At 40.2% G+C, this 20,390-nt stretch carries 17 protein-coding genes; 4 read left to right on the top strand and 13 right to left on the bottom strand.

Going from position 1 to position 20,390, the window contains the following annotated elements; translation table 11 throughout:
- Positions 1–56 precede the first annotated feature (56 nt).
- Entirely contained in the window at positions 57–2,615 is a 2,559-nt protein-coding gene (locus RM545_RS13955) for an ABC transporter permease (RefSeq protein WP_311495900.1), read from the bottom strand.
- The gene (locus RM545_RS13950) at positions 2,612–3,298 is read right to left on the bottom strand and encodes an ABC transporter ATP-binding protein (RefSeq protein WP_311495899.1); all 687 of its coding nucleotides are present in this window, start codon (positions 3,296–3,298) and stop codon (positions 2,612–2,614) included. Before RM545_RS13950 ends, RM545_RS13955 begins: the two co-directional genes overlap by 4 nt.
- 63 nt (positions 3,299–3,361) lie before the next feature.
- Between RM545_RS13950 and RM545_RS13945 the strand changes: the two genes are divergently transcribed.
- The 3 genes from RM545_RS13945 (at position 3,362) to RM545_RS13935 (ending at position 4,801) form a co-directional block, all read left to right on the top strand.
- Positions 3,362–4,048 carry an arylesterase gene (locus RM545_RS13945; protein ID WP_311495898.1) on the top strand — a complete coding sequence of 229 codons (687 nt, stop codon included), beginning with the start codon at positions 3,362–3,364 and terminating at the stop codon, positions 4,046–4,048.
- Between the two features lie 164 nt (positions 4,049–4,212).
- Positions 4,213–4,401, top strand: a complete 189-nt coding sequence (locus RM545_RS17645) for a type II toxin-antitoxin system HicA family toxin (protein WP_311483360.1) — start codon at positions 4,213–4,215, stop codon at positions 4,399–4,401.
- Positions 4,402–4,405: 4 nt separating this feature from the next.
- Complete coding sequence (locus RM545_RS13935; protein ID WP_311495897.1) at positions 4,406–4,801, top strand: helix-turn-helix domain-containing protein; 396 nt, start codon at positions 4,406–4,408, stop codon at positions 4,799–4,801.
- A gap of 307 nt (positions 4,802–5,108) precedes the next feature.
- Here RM545_RS13935 and RM545_RS13930 read toward each other — a convergent pair whose 3' ends face one another.
- The 8 genes from RM545_RS13930 to RM545_RS13895 form a co-directional block, all read right to left on the bottom strand.
- Positions 5,109–5,492, bottom strand: coding sequence for a DUF3037 domain-containing protein (locus RM545_RS13930; RefSeq protein WP_311495896.1), 384 nt, complete (start codon positions 5,490–5,492; stop codon positions 5,109–5,111).
- A complete protein-coding gene (locus RM545_RS13925) occupies positions 5,482–6,258 on the bottom strand; it encodes a HipA family kinase (RefSeq protein ID WP_311495895.1) in 777 nt (258 codons plus the stop codon). Before RM545_RS13925 ends, RM545_RS13930 begins: the two co-directional genes overlap by 11 nt.
- A 33-nt stretch (positions 6,259–6,291) precedes the next feature.
- On the bottom strand, positions 6,292–6,510 hold the full coding sequence (gene xseB / locus RM545_RS13920; protein ID WP_311495894.1) for an exodeoxyribonuclease VII small subunit: 219 nt from the start codon (positions 6,508–6,510) through the stop codon (positions 6,292–6,294).
- Positions 6,503–7,831: an exodeoxyribonuclease VII large subunit gene (gene xseA, locus RM545_RS13915; protein ID WP_311495893.1), complete on the bottom strand. Its 1,329-nt coding sequence runs from the start codon at positions 7,829–7,831 to the stop codon at positions 6,503–6,505. The genes xseB and xseA overlap by 8 nt, the downstream gene beginning before the upstream one ends.
- 96 nt (positions 7,832–7,927) lie before the next feature.
- Positions 7,928–9,007: an endonuclease/exonuclease/phosphatase family protein gene (locus tag RM545_RS13910; protein WP_311495892.1), complete on the bottom strand. Its 1,080-nt coding sequence runs from the start codon at positions 9,005–9,007 to the stop codon at positions 7,928–7,930.
- Positions 9,008–9,513: 506 nt separating this feature from the next.
- Complete coding sequence (locus RM545_RS13905) at positions 9,514–9,873, bottom strand: site-2 protease family protein (protein ID WP_311495891.1); 360 nt, start codon at positions 9,871–9,873, stop codon at positions 9,514–9,516.
- A gap of 249 nt (positions 9,874–10,122) precedes the next feature.
- Positions 10,123–11,886 carry a mechanosensitive ion channel family protein gene (locus tag RM545_RS13900; protein ID WP_311495890.1) on the bottom strand — a complete coding sequence of 588 codons (1,764 nt, stop codon included), beginning with the start codon at positions 11,884–11,886 and terminating at the stop codon, positions 10,123–10,125.
- Positions 11,887–12,206: 320 nt separating this feature from the next.
- A complete protein-coding gene (locus RM545_RS13895) occupies positions 12,207–12,995 on the bottom strand; it encodes a PhzF family phenazine biosynthesis protein (protein WP_311495889.1) in 789 nt (262 codons plus the stop codon).
- Between the two features lie 457 nt (positions 12,996–13,452).
- Here RM545_RS13895 and RM545_RS13890 point away from each other — a divergent pair, with 457 nt between their 5' ends.
- Entirely contained in the window at positions 13,453–14,853 is a 1,401-nt protein-coding gene (locus RM545_RS13890; protein ID WP_311495888.1) for an exonuclease domain-containing protein, read from the top strand.
- 44 nt (positions 14,854–14,897) lie between these two features.
- Here the strand turns inward: RM545_RS13890 and RM545_RS13885 are convergent, their stop codons facing one another.
- From RM545_RS13885 to katG, 3 genes are all read right to left on the bottom strand, one after another.
- Positions 14,898–15,071 (bottom strand): hypothetical protein, encoded by a 174-nt coding sequence (locus tag RM545_RS13885; protein ID WP_311495887.1) that lies wholly within the window; start codon positions 15,069–15,071, stop codon positions 14,898–14,900.
- 173 nt (positions 15,072–15,244) lie between these two features.
- Entirely contained in the window at positions 15,245–16,738 is a 1,494-nt protein-coding gene (locus RM545_RS13880) for a GFO_1087 family putative carboxy terminal peptidase (RefSeq protein ID WP_311495886.1), read from the bottom strand.
- Between the two features lie 407 nt (positions 16,739–17,145).
- Positions 17,146–19,407: a catalase/peroxidase HPI gene (katG, locus tag RM545_RS13875; protein ID WP_311495885.1), complete on the bottom strand. Its 2,262-nt coding sequence runs from the start codon at positions 19,405–19,407 to the stop codon at positions 17,146–17,148.
- Between the last annotated feature and the right edge of the window lie 983 nt (positions 19,408–20,390).

Genomic DNA, 20,390 nt, shown 5'->3' with positions numbered 1-20,390 from the left:
CCTCATTCCCCAGGACCAAGCGCCTTCTGAAAAAGGTCAGGGACGAAAATTGCCAATTATCGTACTTCTTTCCGAAGCACCTCCAAAGGCGGACTTTTTATTACACCTAAACTATTGCTCAATCCGATGATCAACACCAGTAAAGTGATTCCCGGGAACAGGATTAAAAATGGGATCCACGAAGGTGAAAAAGGTGATTCAAAAAGAAAATAAGCCAGTAATTGACTGCTCACCAGGGATAAAATTATTCCCGATAAACTTCCCAAAATGCCCAGGTATAAATACTCGAGTGCAGTAATCTTCAGGATTTGAGTATTTTTAGCACCAATAGTCCTTAGCAGCACACTTTCCCGTATTCGCTGGTACTTGCTTGTTCTTACTGCACCCAGCAGAACAATAATTCCGGTAAGAATACTAAAGAATGCCATAAAATTGATAAGCCAGGATATTTTGTCGAGGATATTTTCAATGACACTAAGCACCTGCCTTACGTCAATTACGGTAACATTCGGAAAATTTTGCACAAGTTGCTGCTGCAGTGCTGCCGAAGATTCCTGGCTGGAAGCTTTTGTCGATAATACCCGGAACTGGGGAGCATCTTCCAGCACACCTTCAGGAAAAACGATGGAAAAATTCAACTGCATCCGTGCCCAGTCTACGGTCCGAACGCTTCCAACAACAACAGGTAACAGCACACCCTGAACATTAAAAGTGAGTTCGTCGCCGATACTGACCCTGGCATCTTCAGCAAAATTATCGCTTATAGAAATTGGCACCGGTCCTTCCTGTTCAGACACCGTGGAGGTCCATTCTCCCTGTTCCAGCATTTCTGAAGCAATAAGAGAGTCGCGGTACGTCACCCGGAATTCATGGTGCAGCACCCAGCCATTTACCCGGGAAGTAGTATCCTCTCTAATTTCATTTACAGATTTTCCCTTTATGCTTTGCACCCGCATAGTCACAATAGGAATATCGCTCAAAACCGGAAGCTCATTGCCGATAATTGCCTTTTTCACGGCCTCTCTTTGTTCACTCTGGACATCAAGAAGAATTATATTAGGACTTTCAGATTGTGATTCTATTGTTGCCTGTGCCAATAGGAGATCTTTACTGAAATAGAGCGTGCTGATAAGAAAAGTGCCTACACCAATAGCTAAAATGAGCGTCAGCGTCTGATTTTGGGGCCTGAAGAGGTTAAGCAGGCTCTGTCTTGATACAAATCCCCAGGAAGCAGGAAAAAATTTCTTAATTCCTTGCATAAACAGGTGTGCAATTCCTCCCAGAATGGAAAAAGTAACAATTATGCCTGCTACAAAAGCAAGGGAGTAGCGCCAGTCCTCCAAAAGCCAGTAAGAAAACAGAAAAACAAACAGGAAGATCCCAAGAGCTACCAGAATACCTGCTTTTCCCGATTTTGATGCACCTTCAGCCTGCACCCTCAATGCCTGTAAAGGCGATACGTACAAAGTACTCATCAAGGGATAAAGTGCGAACAGAACAGACATGAATATTCCGAGGAGAATTCCCATAAATATAACCTGGGGCGAAAATGCCATTTCTACGTCTACAGGTAAAAGATCCTGTAGAAATAGCGGAAAAAGCTGCTGAAGAAGCAGCCCTGCGGCAGTACCAATAATTCCGCCTAAAAGTCCCATTGCAGCTATTTGTACAAGGTATATTAAGAAAGTTTGTCTACGGGAGGCACCAAGACATTTTAGTACCGCAACAGCGCGTAATTTTCCTTTTATATAAATATTAATGGCGCTGGCAATACCCACACAACCCAGTAAAAGTGCAATAAATGCCACGAGGTTAAGAAATTTTCCGAAGTTTTCGTAGCGGCGCCCTAATCGTTCACTGGTGGAGGTATGGGTGTCTAGATCTGCATCATTATCATCAAGAATAGGATCCAGCTCATCATCCAGTTTTTCCATGTCGGCTTGTGGGGCCACGAAATAATATTTGTAGTCTATACGGCTACCCGTTTGTACCAGTCCGGTTTCACTTATATACTTATACGGAATAAGTACAGGAGGTGCTACAGAACTAAAAAGGGAGGTACTTCCGGGAACAGACTGCAGGGCACCCGCAATAGGCAGTGTAGCGTCTCCGACTTTTATACTATCCCCAATCTGAATCCCCAACTGAAGCATTAAAGTTTCATCTACCAGGGCAGCATTTTCTTGCTGATATGCATTTGCTGCAGATGAAGGTTCTGTTTCCACCATTCCGTAAAAAGGAAAACCACCCTCAATTCCTCTTACCTGTACCAGTTTAGTGCCCTGGTTGCCTGGAAATGCAGCCATAGAAGCAAAGCTTATTTCCCGGCCATCTGCACCGCCCAGGGAATCAATAATACCGGTCACCCGTTCGTTAAGAGGATTATCACTATCGATAATAAAATCTGCACCCATTAGCGATTTAGACTGGAGGGCGATATTTTCTTTCAGCGTTTCGCCAAAGGATTGTATGGAAACCACAGCAGCGATTCCCAGCACGATAGAAGCCATAAAAAGACTTAACTTCTTTCCGCTGGCTTTACCGTCACGCCATGCCATTTTCGCGATCCAGTTAAAATCTGCTTTTTTAGAATTGCTGTTTTCCTGATTACTCATATTGCAGAATTCTGGTTTTCAACAATTCTTCCGCCTTTCAGCTTTAGAATACGTTCTGTTTTTTGCGCCAGTTCCATGTCGTGAGTAACGATAACAAGAGTTGTACCTGCTTCACGGTTCAATTCAAAAAGCAATTGTTCTACCTTTCCTCCGGTTTCTGCATCCAGATTTCCCGTAGGCTCATCGGCAAAAAGAATCTTCGGTTCATTTGAAAAAGCCCTTGCTACCGCTACCCGTTGTTGCTCCCCACCAGAAAGTTGTGAGGGATAGTGATTAAAACGATCTATGAGTCCCACTTTTTCTAAAAGTTCCTTTCCTTTTTCAGCAGCATTTTTTGCACCCTGCAATTCTAATGGTACGGCAACATTCTCGAGCGCCGTAAGGGTGGGCAGCAATTGAAAATCCTGAAAAACAAAACCAATATTCCTGTTGCGCAGTAGCGCCCGCTCATCTTCATTAAGAGAATCGAGCTCGGTACCGCAAAGTGTGATATTCCCAGAATCTGCTCTGTCCAGCCCGGCACAAAGGCCAAGCAACGTGGTTTTTCCGCTTCCGGAAGGGCCAACAATGGCAAAAGTTTCCCGTTCTTTAATATTAAAACTGATTTCGTGCAGCACCGTGAGGTTTTTAGAACCGCTGGAATAGCTCTTAACTAAGTTGTGAACTTGTAATATATTTGCCATCTTTATTTTTCTTTTCTGAAGAAAGACAAAATAAGGAAATGATTTCGAATTAATACGCCTGCTATGAGAAACTTGATGCTGATTTGCCCGATGTTCTTTTTTATTTTTTTTATTTCCTGCGGGGATTCCGCTCAAAAGGAAAAGGAGAATGAAGCAGGGGAGGAGACGACTTCTGAAAACAATGCTGAAAAAGAAACTAAAACAATCCTTTTCTTCGGAAACAGTCTTACAGCGGGAATGGGGTTGGATCCCGATGAAGCATTCCCGGCTTTAATTCAGCAAAAAATTGATTCTTTAGGCCTGGATTATGAAGTGGTAAATGCCGGACTTAGTGGCGAAACAACGGCCGCCGGACGAAACCGGATAGATTGGGTATTAAATCAAAATGTGGATGTCTTTATCCTTGAACTTGGTGCCAATGACGGTTTGCGGGGAGTGCCGCTGGAAGAAACGCGGAAAAACCTGCAGGCGATAATAGATACTGTGAAAGAAGAAAACCCGGATACCGAAATTATCCTTGCCGGAATGCAGATTCCGCCCAATTTAGGTCAGGACTATGGTGCCGGATTTCGCACGATCTTTCCGGAACTTGCAGAAGAAAATAATGTAAAGCTTATTCCGTTTCTGCTTGATAACGTAGCAGGTATCCCGGAGCTGAATCAGCAGGACGGGATCCACCCAACGGCTGAAGGCCAGAAGATTATGGCGCAGAATGTTTGGGAGGTTTTGGAGCCGATAGTTACAGAGTGATTTTACGAGGCCTAAAGTTGAAAATATCCCGGTTTGGTTTTAGACTTGTTACGGATTTTGGAAAAGTCGTAAAAGATGCTGAAAGAGTCAAATCAAAAAAATTTTATTAGAAAAAAGGTAAATTATAGTTTACCTTTAGGGTCTGGAAAATATGGTGATTCTAAATGAAATGTTCCCAACTTTATCGAATACTGGCAAATGACGGTTGGTATGCAGTATCGCAAAAGGGTTCGCATGTGAAAATGCGACACAATACAAAAAAGGGAACGATTATTTTTCCAAATCACGGAAGCCAGGAAATGGGTAAGGGACTGGAAAGTAAAATATTAAAAGACGCTGGAATTAAAAGATAGGGTTATGACTAAGAAGAAAAAAATCATTATGACAGTGGAAAAAACCGATACGGGATTTTCAGCATTTTCAAACAAATATCCAATCTTCACGACTGGACAATCTATTCCCGAATTGATAAATAATACTTACGAGGCGACCGGGTTTTACTTTGAGGAAGAAAAGGTGAAGGTAGGACCCAACGACATTAAATTTGAAATTGATTTTCAGCAATTTTTCAAATATTACAAAGTGATTAACGCAAAATTCCTGGCCGAAAAAATCGGAATGAACACTACCTTACTTTCTCAATATGTATCAGGCACCAAGAAACCTTCAGCGAAACAAACTGAAAAGATATTAAATGGAATTCACCAAATCGGGCAGGAACTTTCTGGAATTAATTTGTTGCAGACGGCATAACAGAATTCAGAAATGCTTGCTACATCACAAGATAACCGCAATTGTTTGGGATAACGAAAAGAAATTTTGTAAACTGACCTATAATTGGGACTAGCAAACCCACAACTGCCGGTTATGCCATATGTTGAAAATGCTGAATTCAGTAATTAAAATTACTTGTGCTTCATTTTCTTTCAAATTGGGTGATGCCTCAAAATTAGCAATTATCGATCTTTAATTTTTTGTGTCACGAATTCACAAATAATTTCAATTTGGTGAGCTTCAAACGACCAGACCTGACAGGTTTTTAAAACCTGTCAGGTCTTATTTAAAGCACCATTTCCCTGAAAATTCGTTCAATGGTAGTGTCGAGTTCACCACACATCCCGGGATGAGGTCGGGAAGTTTGGATTACAGAACTCCGCACCGCTGTAAGCCATCGGAAGCGTGATGGAACATCCAGTTGCGCTATAGGGCCGCCGTCTTTTGCGCCCTCACTTATTTTTTTCAGGGATTGCAGATTTTTTTCGATTTGATCCAGGTCAATATCTGCTGCAAGACATCTTAAACGAGCTTCATCAAGTTTGTAGATCACCTTCAGAAATTTCTCTCTTTTACAAAAGAAGATAATGCCCACATTCAGAAATTCCTCCCTTTCTACTTTTGGCAAAACCCGGATCACCGCATATTCATATAAGTGCCTATCTTGCATTTTGTGCTTCTTTTATAAATATTTCGGAATTTTCGAGACGAATCTTCAGGAACTGAAAATAAACTTCTTTTATCTCCTCCGGACTTTCTTCTGCGCCTTCCCACTCAAGCCATTCTGCCGGAATAAGGTTCACAATGCTCCTGATTTTTTCTTCAGTAAAAATCGCTCGGCATTCCTTGTCAACTTCCTGCAATCTGGAGGCTTGCGGCAATAAAACGTGATCTTTAATCAGGTTAAAAGGAGTTTTTGCACTTTTTTTCATATTCGTCCAGGAATGATGAAAATAAAAGGAGGCACCATGATCGATTAGCCACAATTCTTTATGCCAGATTAGCATGTTAGTGTTCCGGTAGCTACGGTCCACATTGGTAATAAACGCATCCAGCCATACAATCTTTGAAGCCAGCAATGGATCTACTTTGGTGACAACAGGATCAAAATTTATAGCGCCGGAAAGAAAATGAAGTGCAAGATTTAGTCCCTGACTTGCCTTTAGAAGATCCTGAATTTCTTCGTCTCCTTCAGTTCTTCCAAATGCTTCGTGTAAATTTGCAAATACCAGCTCCGGAACTTTAAAACCTAGCGCCCTGGCAATTTCACCTCCCAGCAATTCGGCTATTAAAGCTTTTACTCCGTGTCCCGCACCTTTAAACTTCAGCACATATTTAAAATCGTCGTCAGCTTCAGCAAGGGCAGGTAACGATCCTCCTTCGCGCAAAGGAGTGATATATCTTGTAACGGTAACCGTTCTTAATTCGGGTTTCATTTGTTATTTCTGAAGGTGGACAAATTTAGAAACTTATTTAGCCTCACCAATGGAATAGTTTTTTATCTCTTCCAAAACCTCCTGAACGCTCTTTTCAGTTTTGAAGAGCTTGTCTTTACAAATTTTCAGAAGTTCTGAAGCTCGTTTTATTTTAATGTCCAGTTCGTCTATACTAATTTCAGAATTTTCCATTTCTGAAACAATTTCCTGTAACTCGCTATTGGCACTGGTATAATCTATATCTTCAGTCATTATCAGGTTCTTTATTTATTGTTTCTATTCGGCTGTGGATTTCTCCGGAATACAACTGCGTCTCAAGCAAAATTTCTGGCTGAAGTTCTTCAGCTTTACGGATAATTTGTCCGTTTTGGCGGGTGATGCTGAAGCCTCTTTTCAGAATATTCTCCGGTGATAACATTCTGATTTTTTCTTCAGCAAAATTAAGGTTTTTTCGCTCTTCTTTAATTGGCTTTTGAGCTAGCGAAATTATTGCTTTTTTCGTCTGAAGTAACTCACTTCGCTCTTCACTAAAATTGCGCCGGGAAAGATTTTCGAGCTGAAATACATACTGTTTCAAATCTGCTTTGGAATGATCCAGTGCCCGTTGCGTAAAGGAAGAGAAAAGCCGTGCAGTTTCTTTTATGTTGTTCTTATGATCTTTAAATAGCCAGGTGGTGTGATTCTTGATTTTTTGTTCCGCATCCTTTAACGGCATTGCAAAATCATGGTACTTCTGAAGCAGAAATTCTGCAATTTTAGTCGGAGTAATAAAGCTTTGGTAGCTTACCAGTTCACTCACTGTCTCATTGGTAGCATGACCTATTCCCGTCAAAACCGGCAGGGGGAAAGTGGCTATTTTTCTTGCCAGCAGGTAATTATCAAACGAGCTTAAACCAATTTCGCCGCCACCGCCACGAATAATTGCCACGGCATCAAACACTTTGTTATAGCTCTTTATATTTTCCAGTTGATCGATAATCATCTTTATAGACCGCTCTCCCTGTAAAATGGCCGGGAAAAGAAGAAGATGAAACTGATAGCCCCAGGGATTCTTTTCAATCACATTCAGGAAATCCTGATAGCCTTTACTTGTTTGTACAGAGATTACCGCAATAGTTTTAGGGAGTACAGGAAGGCTGGTTTTTTTGTTTTCAGCAAAAATGTTTTCTGCTCTGAGTTTGTCAATAGTTTCCGCTTTTTCCCTGGCAAGTTCGCCGAGGGTAAACTCTGGATCAATGTCGATGATGTTTAAAGCGATTCCGTGGACTGGATGATAAGTAACAGAACCCTGTATGACCACGGTCATATCATTTTTTAGTTCTTCCTTAAGTACAGATTTAAACTTGGTATTAATTGTTTCAAAATGTGAGGCCCAGATATTCCCACGAAGTTCAGCGATCACTTTTCCGTTCTTTTTTTCCACCAGGGTGGGGTAGCAGTGGCCACTTTTTGGGTAATGATTAAGTTTAACGATTTCTGCTTTTATCCACACCACTTTACTGCACTGGGTGTTGATCACTTTTTCAATGGACCTTGTAAGACTGGATAAGGAAAATATTTTCTTTTCAGACATTTTTAAGCTGAAGTTAGCTTTTTAAAGGTATCAAATTTTTAGAAAATTCTGCTGAAAATAACTGACTGTAAAAATTACTTAAATTCTTAAAACGAGTCATAGATTACGTACCATGGGATTTGCTTTCTCAATTTTTTCATCTGCCCATTCCTGTTCTTCCTCGTCTGCTCTTTCAGGTTTTTCCTGAATATTTTCTGCATAGGATTCGTAATTAAGCCGAATGAATATCGGGAAATGATCAGAGCCTACGCTTTTGAGTCTTTTGATAGCTACTAAAGAAAAATCTGAAGTGTGAAAAACGTGGTCCAGGGGCCAGCGAAAGATGGGATAACCGGTATGAAAAGTATTGAAAAAACCTCTTCCTATCCGCGGATCCAATAATCCGCTAAGGTTTTGGAAAAGCCGGGTGGTCCTTGACCATGCTACATCGTTAAGATCACCAAAAACCAGTGTGGTTTGATTATTATCCTTCACTTCTCTTCCAACCAGCAAAAGTTCGGCATCACGATTTGTAGAATCAGGATCTTCAGAAGGACTCGGAGGTTTAGGATGTAAACAATGAATTTTCACTTTTTTTCCGCTCTTCAATTTTACCCATCCATGTATAGAAGGAATTTCTTTGGAAATTATATATTTCACCTGAATATCTTCAAGTTCCAGTTTGGAATAGAGATGCATTCCGTAGAGATTGTCCTGCGGAATTTTAACTGTGTGAGGGTAATCTTTTTCTATAATCTGCAGCTCTTTTTGCCAAATTTCATCGGTCTCCAGAGTAAGGACGATATCCGGTTCTAAATTATGAACGTGGGAAATTAATAAGTTGTACTTTTCATTACTTGTAAGTACATTGCTTACAAGGATCGAAATGAGGTTTTTTTCATCATTGGGTAAAGATTTCATGACCTGATTTTTGGCAAAAACGGTGTAGGGGAAAATTTTTATAGCCTGATAGAAAAAACTACATATCAAAAGGGCAGTGATAACGAACTGCCAGGTATCTTCAAAGGAATAAATAAACAGCGAGTAGATAATAACCGCCAGGATGAATACACTAATCTGCAACCGGGGAAAATCAAAGCCCCTAATCCACCATTGGTCAAACGTTGTGAGGGAAGCAATTGTTGGTACTAGCGCCAGGGTACCAAAGAAAATGGCTGCTATTTCAGAGAAAGTCATATTACTTTAAGCATATAAAAATCACCAAATATACTGTTTGTTTTTATTCAGAAGTACCTAAAATCAGAATGATTTGAGGGCATACCAAAAAACGCCAGTTTTCATACTTCTATTTTTCTTAATATTCCTCAAGGATGAAAAACAGATATTATAATTTTATGAAATTAGAATAAAATTAAGAACTTCACAAAGGTATTCTCGGGAAATTCTCAATTTCTTTTCTTCTTCGTTCCGGTGGCTTAGAATTCTGCTGGGTCGGTTGTTCTGGGCTGCCTGATGTGCTTTTCTCAAAGCATCACCTTCATTATTAAATGACTGCACAAAGTTATTTCTAGATCTGGAACATGGAATTTTCGTTTTTTGTCATTCCAGTGAATGCGGAAAGTTTTCGCCTTTATGATAGACCTTTTGTTCCTTATTAAATCAAGGATAACTTTACCATCACTGTAGTTACCATCGGGATAATCCATTGGCAGTAAAGCAAAAAATATATAGTATAGAGAAAATTAGGTGAACTGATAGGTTACTATATTTGGCTCCAGCATTTTGTTTTCTATAAGAATAATTACTGCAATTGCTCCCAATGAGTTGAATAAAGCGCCACCAAGGAATATGAAAGTATTGCTTAAACGTTCATTGCGCTTCAGGTTCTCAAAAGTGCAGAGTCCGTACCAGAAATAGTACTTGCGTACTTCAAGTATTACCCATCTAAATAGGACATTACCCGTGCCAATACTAACTCTAATATTCCTTCCACCCATGGTCCAGGCAAAGAAAACATGACCGGCTTCATGCAATAAATATATTACCGGAAGCACAAGAAAAAAGGCAAAGAAAAATTTATGTATATCGTTTAATCCAAACATAGCTTCGCAAGAAAGAATAAGAATCCGGTGGCCTATAGACCATCCATCTTATACTGGAAAAATTTTAAAATTAGCTGCGCAAGTTAGAAAGTAACGAAGCCTTTAATTTAAAGGAAGTCTTAATTGGATTCAGATTTAACGAAAGACCCGGGGAAAAGGGAGGTAATTAATTTTTTTTAAGGGTCATTCCTTACCGGGTAAGAAATTTCCAACGAAAAATTAACGAAAAGATAATCGGCAGGGATGCACTTAAAGTCCGGGAATTTTTCCTGTTCCGTGGTTCTTTCTTGTCGCAGAACCTTCTGGAGGATAGGGGCTCTGGTCTTTAAGTTCGGTAATATGCTCGGGATCAAATTTCGGAATTTGCAATTCTCCATTCTCTTTCCATTTCCTGACTTTCTCTTCTGCCGTTCTGGATTTTTCCTGAGATAATCCCTGATCTTTGGCAAAATAAATGGTTTGAGAAGGAAAGGCAAAACCGGTACCACTTTTTTCGACAACATCCATAAGCTGTAAAAGCAAATCTTCTCTTACCTCAAGGAATTCATCAAAAGTCTTTACGGTAACATAAGCGAAAACTTCAAGGTTTATAGAATCTGCACCCAATTCTATAAAACGGACCCTTGCCGGTTCTGGAGAAACCATAGGATGAGCATAAAGTACTGCACGTAATTCTACCAAAAGATACCTAATCTGGTCCGGAGTTGTTTCATATCTTAAGCTCAACACCGTTTGAAACCAAAATTGGTCACGATGCGCATAGTTCTCGATATTTTCTGAAGAAAACTGTCCGTTTGGGATGGTCACCACCGTTCTGGCAAGCGTACGAATTCGGGTGGAGCGCATTCCTATTCTTTCCACAGTTCCTATGGTGTTGCCTACTTTACAAAAATCCCCAACCCGCACAGGCTGGTCGCTAATGACAGTAACGCTTCCTACAAAATTTTCGATTGTTTTTTGCGCACCTAAAGCCAGAGCTATACCTCCAATTCCAAGGGCAGCTAATCCTGTTGTGACATTAACCCCCAAAGACCCTAAAATGGCTATTACCCCAAAGATGACAATGGCTACTTTGGCTACCCGCTGCAGGAAAAGAACAACCGAAACACCAGACACACTGCCCCGGTGGCTCATCTGGCGCTTGCTAAATGAACCTATGATTTCTGCAAGACTCCACAGAAGGATTAAAAAGGCAAGTATTGCGATAATCAATGTTATTCCACTAAATTTCTGCCTCAGAATAATTGAAATTCCTATATTTTGGGAGATAATCACAAAAAGAAGTACTGCAAGATAAAGCTTGACAGGTAGCGCAAACGCTTTAATAACATCAGAAGTGGGTTCTGTTCGTGCTTTTTTCCAGGATAACCGAATAATGAATCTAATGATAAAAACAATACTCCAGGAGATTAGATAAGACAGGATAGCCAGGAGTAGGCCTGCAATCCATTGACCAATAGGGACGCCACCCCAAAGGTTGTCATGTAAAAAAGCAGGCATAACTCTTTCCAGGAGCAGTGGATCTTCAATAGAAACATTAGCAATAGTCTCCACTGTTTCAGAAGCAAATAACCAAATTGGACCACCTTTAGGTCCTTCTGTTGCTTCAACATATAACTTTATTTCATCGCCCCCCACTGTAACCGTACCCACCTCGTCTACTTCAGATGGTAAATTTTGATCTTCTTTACCGCTGTTTTCATCACTAATCCATGAGTACGGCATAATATTTCCACCACGATCTAACAATGTTTGAAGAGTGGCTGCAAGTCTTTTACCTTCCTGTTCACCGGAAATTTCCTCCAGGTTAAGATATTCGCTGGCCAGGGAATAATCCCTTTCAGAAACTGCGTTTATAAATCCGCTCACAGCCCCCCGCGGAGTTCGCCTGCCTAAAGGGTCTGTGGGCCATTCTGGCGTGACAGCTTCCTGGTTTTCAGTTTGGGTTCCGGGAATAATTTGCGATTTTCCTTCAAAAGGAATAATCAATGTCAGGCTGGTAATGAAACTCACCAGAAACAGTTTTTGGCACTTAAGATAGGGACTAAAAATCATGGCGGCTAAGATAAGTTTTAATGTTTTTTTTACACCGTTAAAAATCAAAAAAACCTGTAAAACAATTGTTGTAAAATTGCCGATCGTAAAACTCATCTTCATTGCTAAAGAATTGTTCGGTAAACCCAAAGAGATGTCGTTTTATTCTTAATATATTGATTTGGTCAATCACTCAAATTGGAAATTATCGGCATATTGCGCGATTTATTGTATTAGAGAGAGGTGCTAGAAGTAAGAGGGAATTAGCTTTTTCTGAAAAAATTCTGCTCTAACCAGTGCTATTCAGTCCACAATTTCCCAATAGAATAAGTTCGTGCATTTCCGCAAATAGCTACCCGGTCACCATTGTTTTTGCAGAAGAGTTTACCTCCCCGTTCAGAAATTTGATGAGCAAGCATTTCAGTTTTATCAAGCTTTTCACTCCAGTAGGGGATAAGGGAACAATGAGCAGATCCTGTAACAGGATCTTCAAAAACCGAAGCACCCGGTGTAAAGAACCTGGAAACAAAATCGCAATTTTTGCCCGGTGCAGTAAAAATAACTCCGCCTGAGCCCAGTTCTAGTTTATCAAATTTTAACCTGTCAATTTCCAGGTTTTTAATGTCTTCTTCAGAATTGTAAACCAGAACAAAATCTCTCGCTTTCAACACCTCCTGTGGCTGGATGTTTATCGATTCCTGCAACAGCGAAGGTAAGGGAGTAGTGGAAGGTTTACGGGAAGGGAAATTCAATGTATATTCAGAATTTGCTGTTTCCACTTCAAGTTCTCCGCTTTTTGTTTCAAAAAGTATGGTTTTCCTGGAATAGCCACGAATTTCCTTAAGCGCATGTGCTGTGGCAAGGGTGGCATGGCCACAAAGGTCAATTTCAGCTTCAGGAGTAAACCATCTCAGGTGGATTTTTAAGCCATTGTCTACAAAAAAAGCGGTTTCTGCAACTGCATTTTCCCTGGCTATTTTCAGCAGTAAATCATCAGGCAGCCATTCAGATAAAGGTACGACACATGCTGGATTTCCGGAGAAAAGCTCGTCTGTAAAAGCATCTATTTGATAAAGGTGTAATTGCATTTTGCTTTTTATGTAAAGTTAAAAATGTTTTTTGTAAAAATCATTTCAATAATAAGAACTGAAGGTCGATAACTGGCAAATTTCGCTCCTGACTTAAAAATGAAGATCATTGAGGATTATGAAATTCTAATCTTCCGGATAAATTAAAAGATCTGGATCCTAAAATGGGAATTTTAGGCCTTTTTTAGCTTCTGAAGCACGTTTTTCTTCAGAAGTAACCATAAAAGCTGCTTTATTTCAATAAAAATTGTCTCTTCGGAAGGATTTCAAAGGTGAATTATATTGTTTCTGAAGATTCAGTGGCTCTCTTTATAATAGGAGATCGAAAATTGGCAATTTCGGCATCTGCCGTTCGTTTTATCCGAAAAATTGATGATTTTATTCAAACCCCGGATTTGAAAAAATTGGATTTATTCCAATTGTAGGAAATATTCCTAAATTTTGTATATTTGTCTGGATGAAAGATAGAAAATTTGCTGTTATAGACGTAGAAACCACCGGCGGTGGTATAAGTGGTAACCGGCTTACCGAAATTTGTATTGTATTGCTGCAGGGCTCAGAAATCCTTGATAAGTATACGACGCTTATTAATCCTGAAAAGATTATTCCCAATTACATTACTTCCCTTACGGGTATTGATAACGAGCTGCTTGAGGATGCGCCAAAATTTCATGAAGTGGCAGATGCTCTTGAGGAATTTACTAAAGGTGCTGTTTTTGTGGCCCATAACGTGAATTTTGACTACAATGTGCTTCGGAATGAATTTAAGGCGCTTGGCAGGAATTTTACACGAAAGAAACTATGTACCGTCCGCCTGTCCCGAAAACTTATACCCGGACTTTTTTCCTACAGTCTCGGCAAATTGTGCAGCTCGATCAACATTCCGCTAACCAACAGGCACAGAGCTGAAGGGGATACCGACGCCACTGTGATTTTATTTCAGAGATTGCTCGCACTGGATGAAGATGGCGAGGTGTTGTCATCTTTTTTACATCCGCACTCCAAACACGCTACTTTACCGCCACATATTTCTGCAGAGCAAATTGATGAGCTGCCGGAGACTCCCGGTATTTACCTGTTTAAGGATAAAAATCATGCGATTATCTACGCCGGAAAAGCAAAAAATATTAAAAAGCGTGTTTGGTCACATTTTTATGACAAGAAAACAAAAGAATATCAGCTTGGGCAGGAAACCTCTTACATAGATTTTGAAACTACCGGAAACGAACTGCTGGCGCTGCTTCTGGAATCTGATTATATCAGGAAAAAATATCCGAAGTTTAACCGTGCGCAAAAGCGACCAACCTATACTTATCAGATTATTAATTATAGAAATCAAAGGGGAATTATTCAGCTTGCGATAGGAAGAACGAAGCAAATTCAGGATTCGGCAGCCACTTTTTATAACCGTGCCCTGGCCCAGGAAATGCTGGAAAATCTTTGTGAGACTTTTAATCTATGTCCTAAATATTGTACTCTTCAATCTAATGTAAGCCAATGTTCTCACTACCGCATCAAGAATTGTGAGGGTGTTTGTGATGGATCAGAATTTGTTGAAGATTACAATGCGAAAGTGGAAGCAGCGATTACTTCCCTCAAAAATGAAAAAGAGACGTATGTGATTACTGAAAAAGGTAGATATAAAGATGAGCAGGCTTTTGTGCTGGTTAAAGAAGGCCGCTATCACGGCTACGGATTTGTAGACGCCGATGTGCAAATAGAAAACTTTGAAGATTACGAGCCTTTTCTCAAACTTCAGGAATCCACATTTCATACCCACCAGATTATAAGCAGCTACCTGCGGAAGAAGGGAACAGATAATGTTATTCGTTTTAACGAGGTGCTTATGGCAGGGTAGGAGTTGGTTTTGTTGTAAAAATACAGGACAACGACCGGAGTTGTTCATATATCATTTCTCCATTCTTTTTGATGGATTTTCTTTTTTTTTTTTTCTGCGGCTTCAGCTTTATGAGCCTGCTTTCTGACTTTTACAATGGTATAAATAATTACAACAAGCAGGACTAAACCCATGATTATTGCAAATCCGGCACCCCATCCAAAACTAATATAAGACATTGCTGTTAGTGTTTAATTGGCAATTTTCGTCCTTCCGGATCTGTTTTGAAATTACGGTTTTAATGAGTAGCACAAAAATCTGAGGACAAAAAATGAAAGCCCCGGGCAATTGTAAAACAGCTTTTCTCCTGTTTTTTGCAGCCGAGGCACTTTTTATTTTTCACCGGTAACTATTAATGTTTCTCTTCAGCTCTTTTCAGTAAAACTTCCGGTACAGCGTCGAGATACATTTTTTGATATCCGGCATTGTACATTCCGCTTTCACCTACCTTCCGGAGGTTTTCATTCCCTTGTTTGTAAGCAACCTGAGCTTTACCCAGAAGATGATTTAACGCCGCCTGAAGTAAAGGTTCGGAAGGATCACCCAGGGTTCCAAGGTTGCTCACCTTTTCCGAATATTCTATATCGGGAACCAGTCCATCTTCATAATCTGATTTTCCTTCAGCATTGGCAGATTTAAATACGAGCGGCTGGATGGCGTAGGTGTGATTTTCATTTGCGCCCTCCTTCTGAAAATTCGGACTATCATAAAGAGTAACCGAAGCCTGAAACTTCCCGGTGGTATTCTCCCCAATTTGTACCACATCTATGTAAGGCTCCAGCCCATTTATCACAAGTTCGCTGGCAGAGGCGGTACTGTTAGAGGTAAGTACATAAACCTTGGAAAGGTTAAGGCTGTTGATGGCTTCGCCGGTCCTTATTTTACCATTAAACCGGTTTACCAGCCTTTCAGAATTATTGGTTTCGTAATATTCCTGGTACTCCTCGTTCCATTGTTCCTTCATAAATATTTCTCCCTGGAATTGCCCGGTAATCATACTTGCAAGGTCTATGGCAGATTCTACCGAGCCACCACCGTTGTAACGAAGGTCCAGGACAAGTTCTGTAACTCCTTCACTTTTTAGCTGTGCAAAGGCTACGTTTAATTCTTCGTCAAAATCGGCAATAAAGGAGTTGTACATAAGGTAACCTACCTTTTTACCTTCAACATCCAGGGTTTTTACCAATTGTACGGGGTTGGAAGTATAGGAGAAATTTTCTAATGTAACACTCTCATCAGAAGGTTTAAGATATCCATCTTCAATTTTGGCAATTTTGATACTAAAGGATTCCGCCTCCATTAATTCCTGGAAGTTGTTAAGAGTCATCTTTTGTCCGTCAATTTCAGTAAAAATGGTTCCACGGGTAAGTCCGGCGTCTGCCGCAGAAGTTCCGGGAATCACGTATTGAAGAAAGCCAAAGATGTTACTGGAACCGCTTATACGGCCCAGGCCAAACTTCATTCCGGCGGTACTGCTGGTAATTCCGTTAAAGCTATCTTCCAGTTCCTTATAGTCGGCGGTAATAAAACTGAACCTGTCCCGGGAAGATTTTAATTCTCCAAACAATTCTTCGGGAGAACCAAAAGTTTCGAGATATTCAGATTTTTCAATATTTGAAGAAAAATAATTATCACTTAATTCAGAAATATCTTCTTTATATAAGTAAATGTCATTTAAGCCTTTCCAAACAAACTCCTCAACCTCAATTTCACCAGGTTCGGTTAATTCTTCAGCTTTAGGATCAGTATCCGTTAAGCTTTCCTCTAATCCTTCATCATCTTTAGAACAGGAGGTGAAAAGTATTACAAAAAGAGCGATAAAAATATTTAAGTTGTTGATTTTCATAGTTATAACTTCAGAATTTCGAGAGCAAGAAAATGCCAATTTTGCTCTTGCTAAGTTGATTTGTCAAGTATTTAGCAGCAATTGTGCCAAAGTGTAACGGAATTTTTATAATACAGGTTCTCCTGATTACTGTTTTTCTTTATTTTTCGATCTGATCAATTTTCAGGGATGACTTCGGTACAAGCTTAGGTTTGAAAAGGTTACAGCAGGAGGGAAGTATACAGATGCACGATATTTGCGATTTTTTGGTGTGCCTCCTAAAATACCGGTTTTCGTACTGCCGTTTCTTTTTTCATTAGGAAGTAGATCTCTTATGCTGAAGATTTGCCTATACTAAAGTAAAAAAGGTGGCTTTTTGAAAACCACCTTTTTATCAAAATTAGAGCTGTATAGCTTCAAATATACTTCTAATCACGAAGATCGAAGCGATCCAGGTTCATCACCTTATCCCAGGCTTTTACAAATTCCTGAATGAACTTCTCCTGTGCATCGTCGTAAGCGTATACTTCAGAAAGTGCACGTAGTTCAGAATTAGAGCCAAAAATAAGGTCAACCCTGGTTCCGGTCCATTTCACTTCGCCTGTAGCGCGGTCCCGGCCTTCAAAAACGTCCTGAGCATCTGATGTTGCTTTCCAGGTCGTATTCATATCCAGCAGGTTTACGAAAAAATCGTTGGTAAGCTGCCCGGGGCGCTCTGTAAACACTCCGTGTTCTGAACCATCAAAATTAGCATTTAATGCACGCATCCCACCAACTAAAACAGTCATTTCTGGTGCAGTAAGCGATAGCAACTGGGCGCGGTCTATCAATAGCTCCTCAGCCGAAGCAGATAAGCTGTTTCTCTTTTTCATATAATTTCTGAAGCCATCCCCGATTGGCTCCAGAGGATCAAATAATTCAGCATCTGTTTGCTCTTCCGAAGCATCCATGCGTCCCGGCGCAAAAGGAACTCCTATATCGAATCCTGCATCCTTAGCTGCTTTCTTTATTGCAACACAGCCTCCCAGCACAATAAGATCTGCAAGGGAAACTTTTTTGTTACCTGACCGAGAATTGTTGAAATCTTCCTGAATCTCTTCAAGTTTGTTTATTACTTTCTGTAATTGAGCAGGATTATTTGCTTCCCAGTGCCTTTGCGGCTCTAAACGGATTCGTGCACCGTTGGCACCACCCCTTTTATCGGAGTTACGGTAAGTTGAAGCAGATGCCCATGCGGTCGTTACAAGTTCTGAAACAGACAATCCTGATTCAAGAATTTTTTTCTTTAGTTTTTTAACGTCGCTCTTATCTATTAGTTTATGGTCCACTTTGGGAATTGGATCCTGCCACAACATATCTTCTGATGGTACTTCAGGACCAAGGTATCTGGATTTTGGACCCATATCACGATGTGTTAGCTTATACCATGCTTTGGAAAAAGCTTCAGCAAATTCTTCCTGATTTTCGTGAAAGTGCTTTGAAATTTTACCGTAAGCCGGGTCTTCCTTTAAAGCAATATCGGATGTTAGCATAAAAGGAGCGTGCTTCTTATCGGGATCATGAGCGTCAGGAACAGTACCTTCACCACCTCCGTTTTTAGGCTTCCATTGAAATGCACCGCCAGGTCCTTTATGGCATTCCCATTCATAACCAAATAAGTTGTCAAAAAAGCCGTTGCTCCATTCTGTAGGTGTGTTTGTCCAGGCTCCTTCGATTCCGCTAGTGATCGTGCTGCCCGCATTTCCAGTTCCGAATTTATTTTTCCAGCCAAGGCTCATTTCTTCCATGGGCGCACCGGCCGGTTCTGCTCCTACGTACTCATTAGCATCTGCCGCTCCGTGTGTTTTTCCGAAGGTATGTCCACCGGCGATAAGAGCTACTGTTTCATAGTCGTTCATGGCCATTCGCCCGAAAGTTTCCCGGATATCCTTTGCAGATCCCAGCGGATCGGGATTCCCGTTAGGTCCTTCAGGGTTTACGTAAATCAATCCCATATGTGAGGCTCCCAGAGGTTGTTCCAGGTTGTTATCATCGGCATAGCGTTCTTTATTTCCAAGCCATTCTCCCTCAGATCCCCAGTAGATATCTTCTTCAGCTTCCCAGATGTCTTCCCGGCCACCTGCAAATCCAAAAGGTTCCAGTCCCATAGATTCAAGTGCAACATTTCCGGTAAGAATCAGTAGATCTGCCCAGGAAATTTTCTTTCCGTACTTCTTTTTAATTGGCCAGAGAAGTAATCGGGCTTTATCAAGATTCGCATTATCTGGCCAACTATTTAAAGGTGCAAATCGCTGTCCTGCTGTTCCTGCTCCACCACGGCCGTCACCAATACGGTAAGTACCGGCACTATGCCAGGCCATACGTATAAACAATCCGCCGTAATGTCCGTAATCTGCAGGCCACCAGTCCTGGGAGTCAGTCATAAGATCATGAAGGTCTTTTTTAACTGCGGCAAGATCAAGACTTTTAAATTCTTCAGCATAATTAAAATCTTCTTCCATAGGGTCAGATAGATTCGAATGCTGTCTCAGGATGCGTAGATTTAACATATTTGGCCACCAGTCGCGGTTTGTGGTACCACTACCGGCAGTTTTATCAAGTGCCCCGCCTAAAAAGGGACATCTGCTGGATTCGTTTACTTCCCAGGCCTTATGTGTGCCGGGGGAATTTCGATGTTCGTTGTTTTCCATGTTGGATGGTTTTAAAATATTAACAGAATAAAATTACTATAAAATTTAGCTATCGATTTTATAAATCGATATAAATAGTCTATGAAAAATAAGTGAAAAACTATTGTAGTAAGATAAAAAATAAGTTGGAAACAATCCAGGGAAATCACAGGATGTTCTTTTCCCTGATATTTTCACTCAAGATTTCCTCCAATGCTGAAGAAGAGCTACAAAATTTGAGAGCTGTCATCTTTTCATTATAATAGATCAGGAAAATTTTTTCAATGGCTGAAGGGGAACTACGGAAACTGAATATTCAGGTAGTCATAAGCGTCATTTTTTTATCAATTACCGGTTTTCTTAATTCAATTTGAGTAATTAAGGTCGATAATTGCCAAATTTGAGAGCTGTCTTCTTTTCATTATAATAGATCAGGAAAATTATTTCAATTGCTGAAGGGGAACTACGGAAATTGAATATTCAGGTAGTTATTAGCGTCTTTTTTTTGTCAATTACCGGTTTTCTTAATTTAATTTGAGCAATTAAGGTCAATAATTGTCAAATTTCAGAGCTTTCTTTTCCTCATTATAGAAAAATCAGGAGAATCTTTCAATTGCTGAAGGTGAACTACTGAAACTGAATATTCAGGTAGTTATAAGCGTCATTTTTTTCCCAATCAACGGTTTTTCCAATCCAATTGGAGCAATTATGGTCGATATTTGCCAAATTTTAAAACCGACCTTTTCTACATGTATTCTCAGTTACTACACCTCTTCAGAAGAAATAGATATTTCAGATCAACTTTCAAATTTTTGATGCTTCAGAATAAACAAGCCGGCATTCTGCCAAATAAAAAAAGTTGCCGAAAATGTACCGGTAACTTTTTTTTACTCAATAATCGAGATTTTAAACTCCGAGGCTTCTCTCGAAATCGAAAATTATTTCTTCTTAATGCTTCATGGGCTTACACCGAAGCAGTTTAATTCCGCAGAAAATCCAAAAAA

The organism is Autumnicola lenta (assembly GCF_031846515.1).
GTDB lineage: Bacteria > Bacteroidota > Bacteroidia > Flavobacteriales > Flavobacteriaceae > Autumnicola > Autumnicola lenta.
The sequence above is the reverse complement of the archived record's forward strand: the minus strand, read 5'-3'. Positions and strand labels throughout refer to the sequence as shown.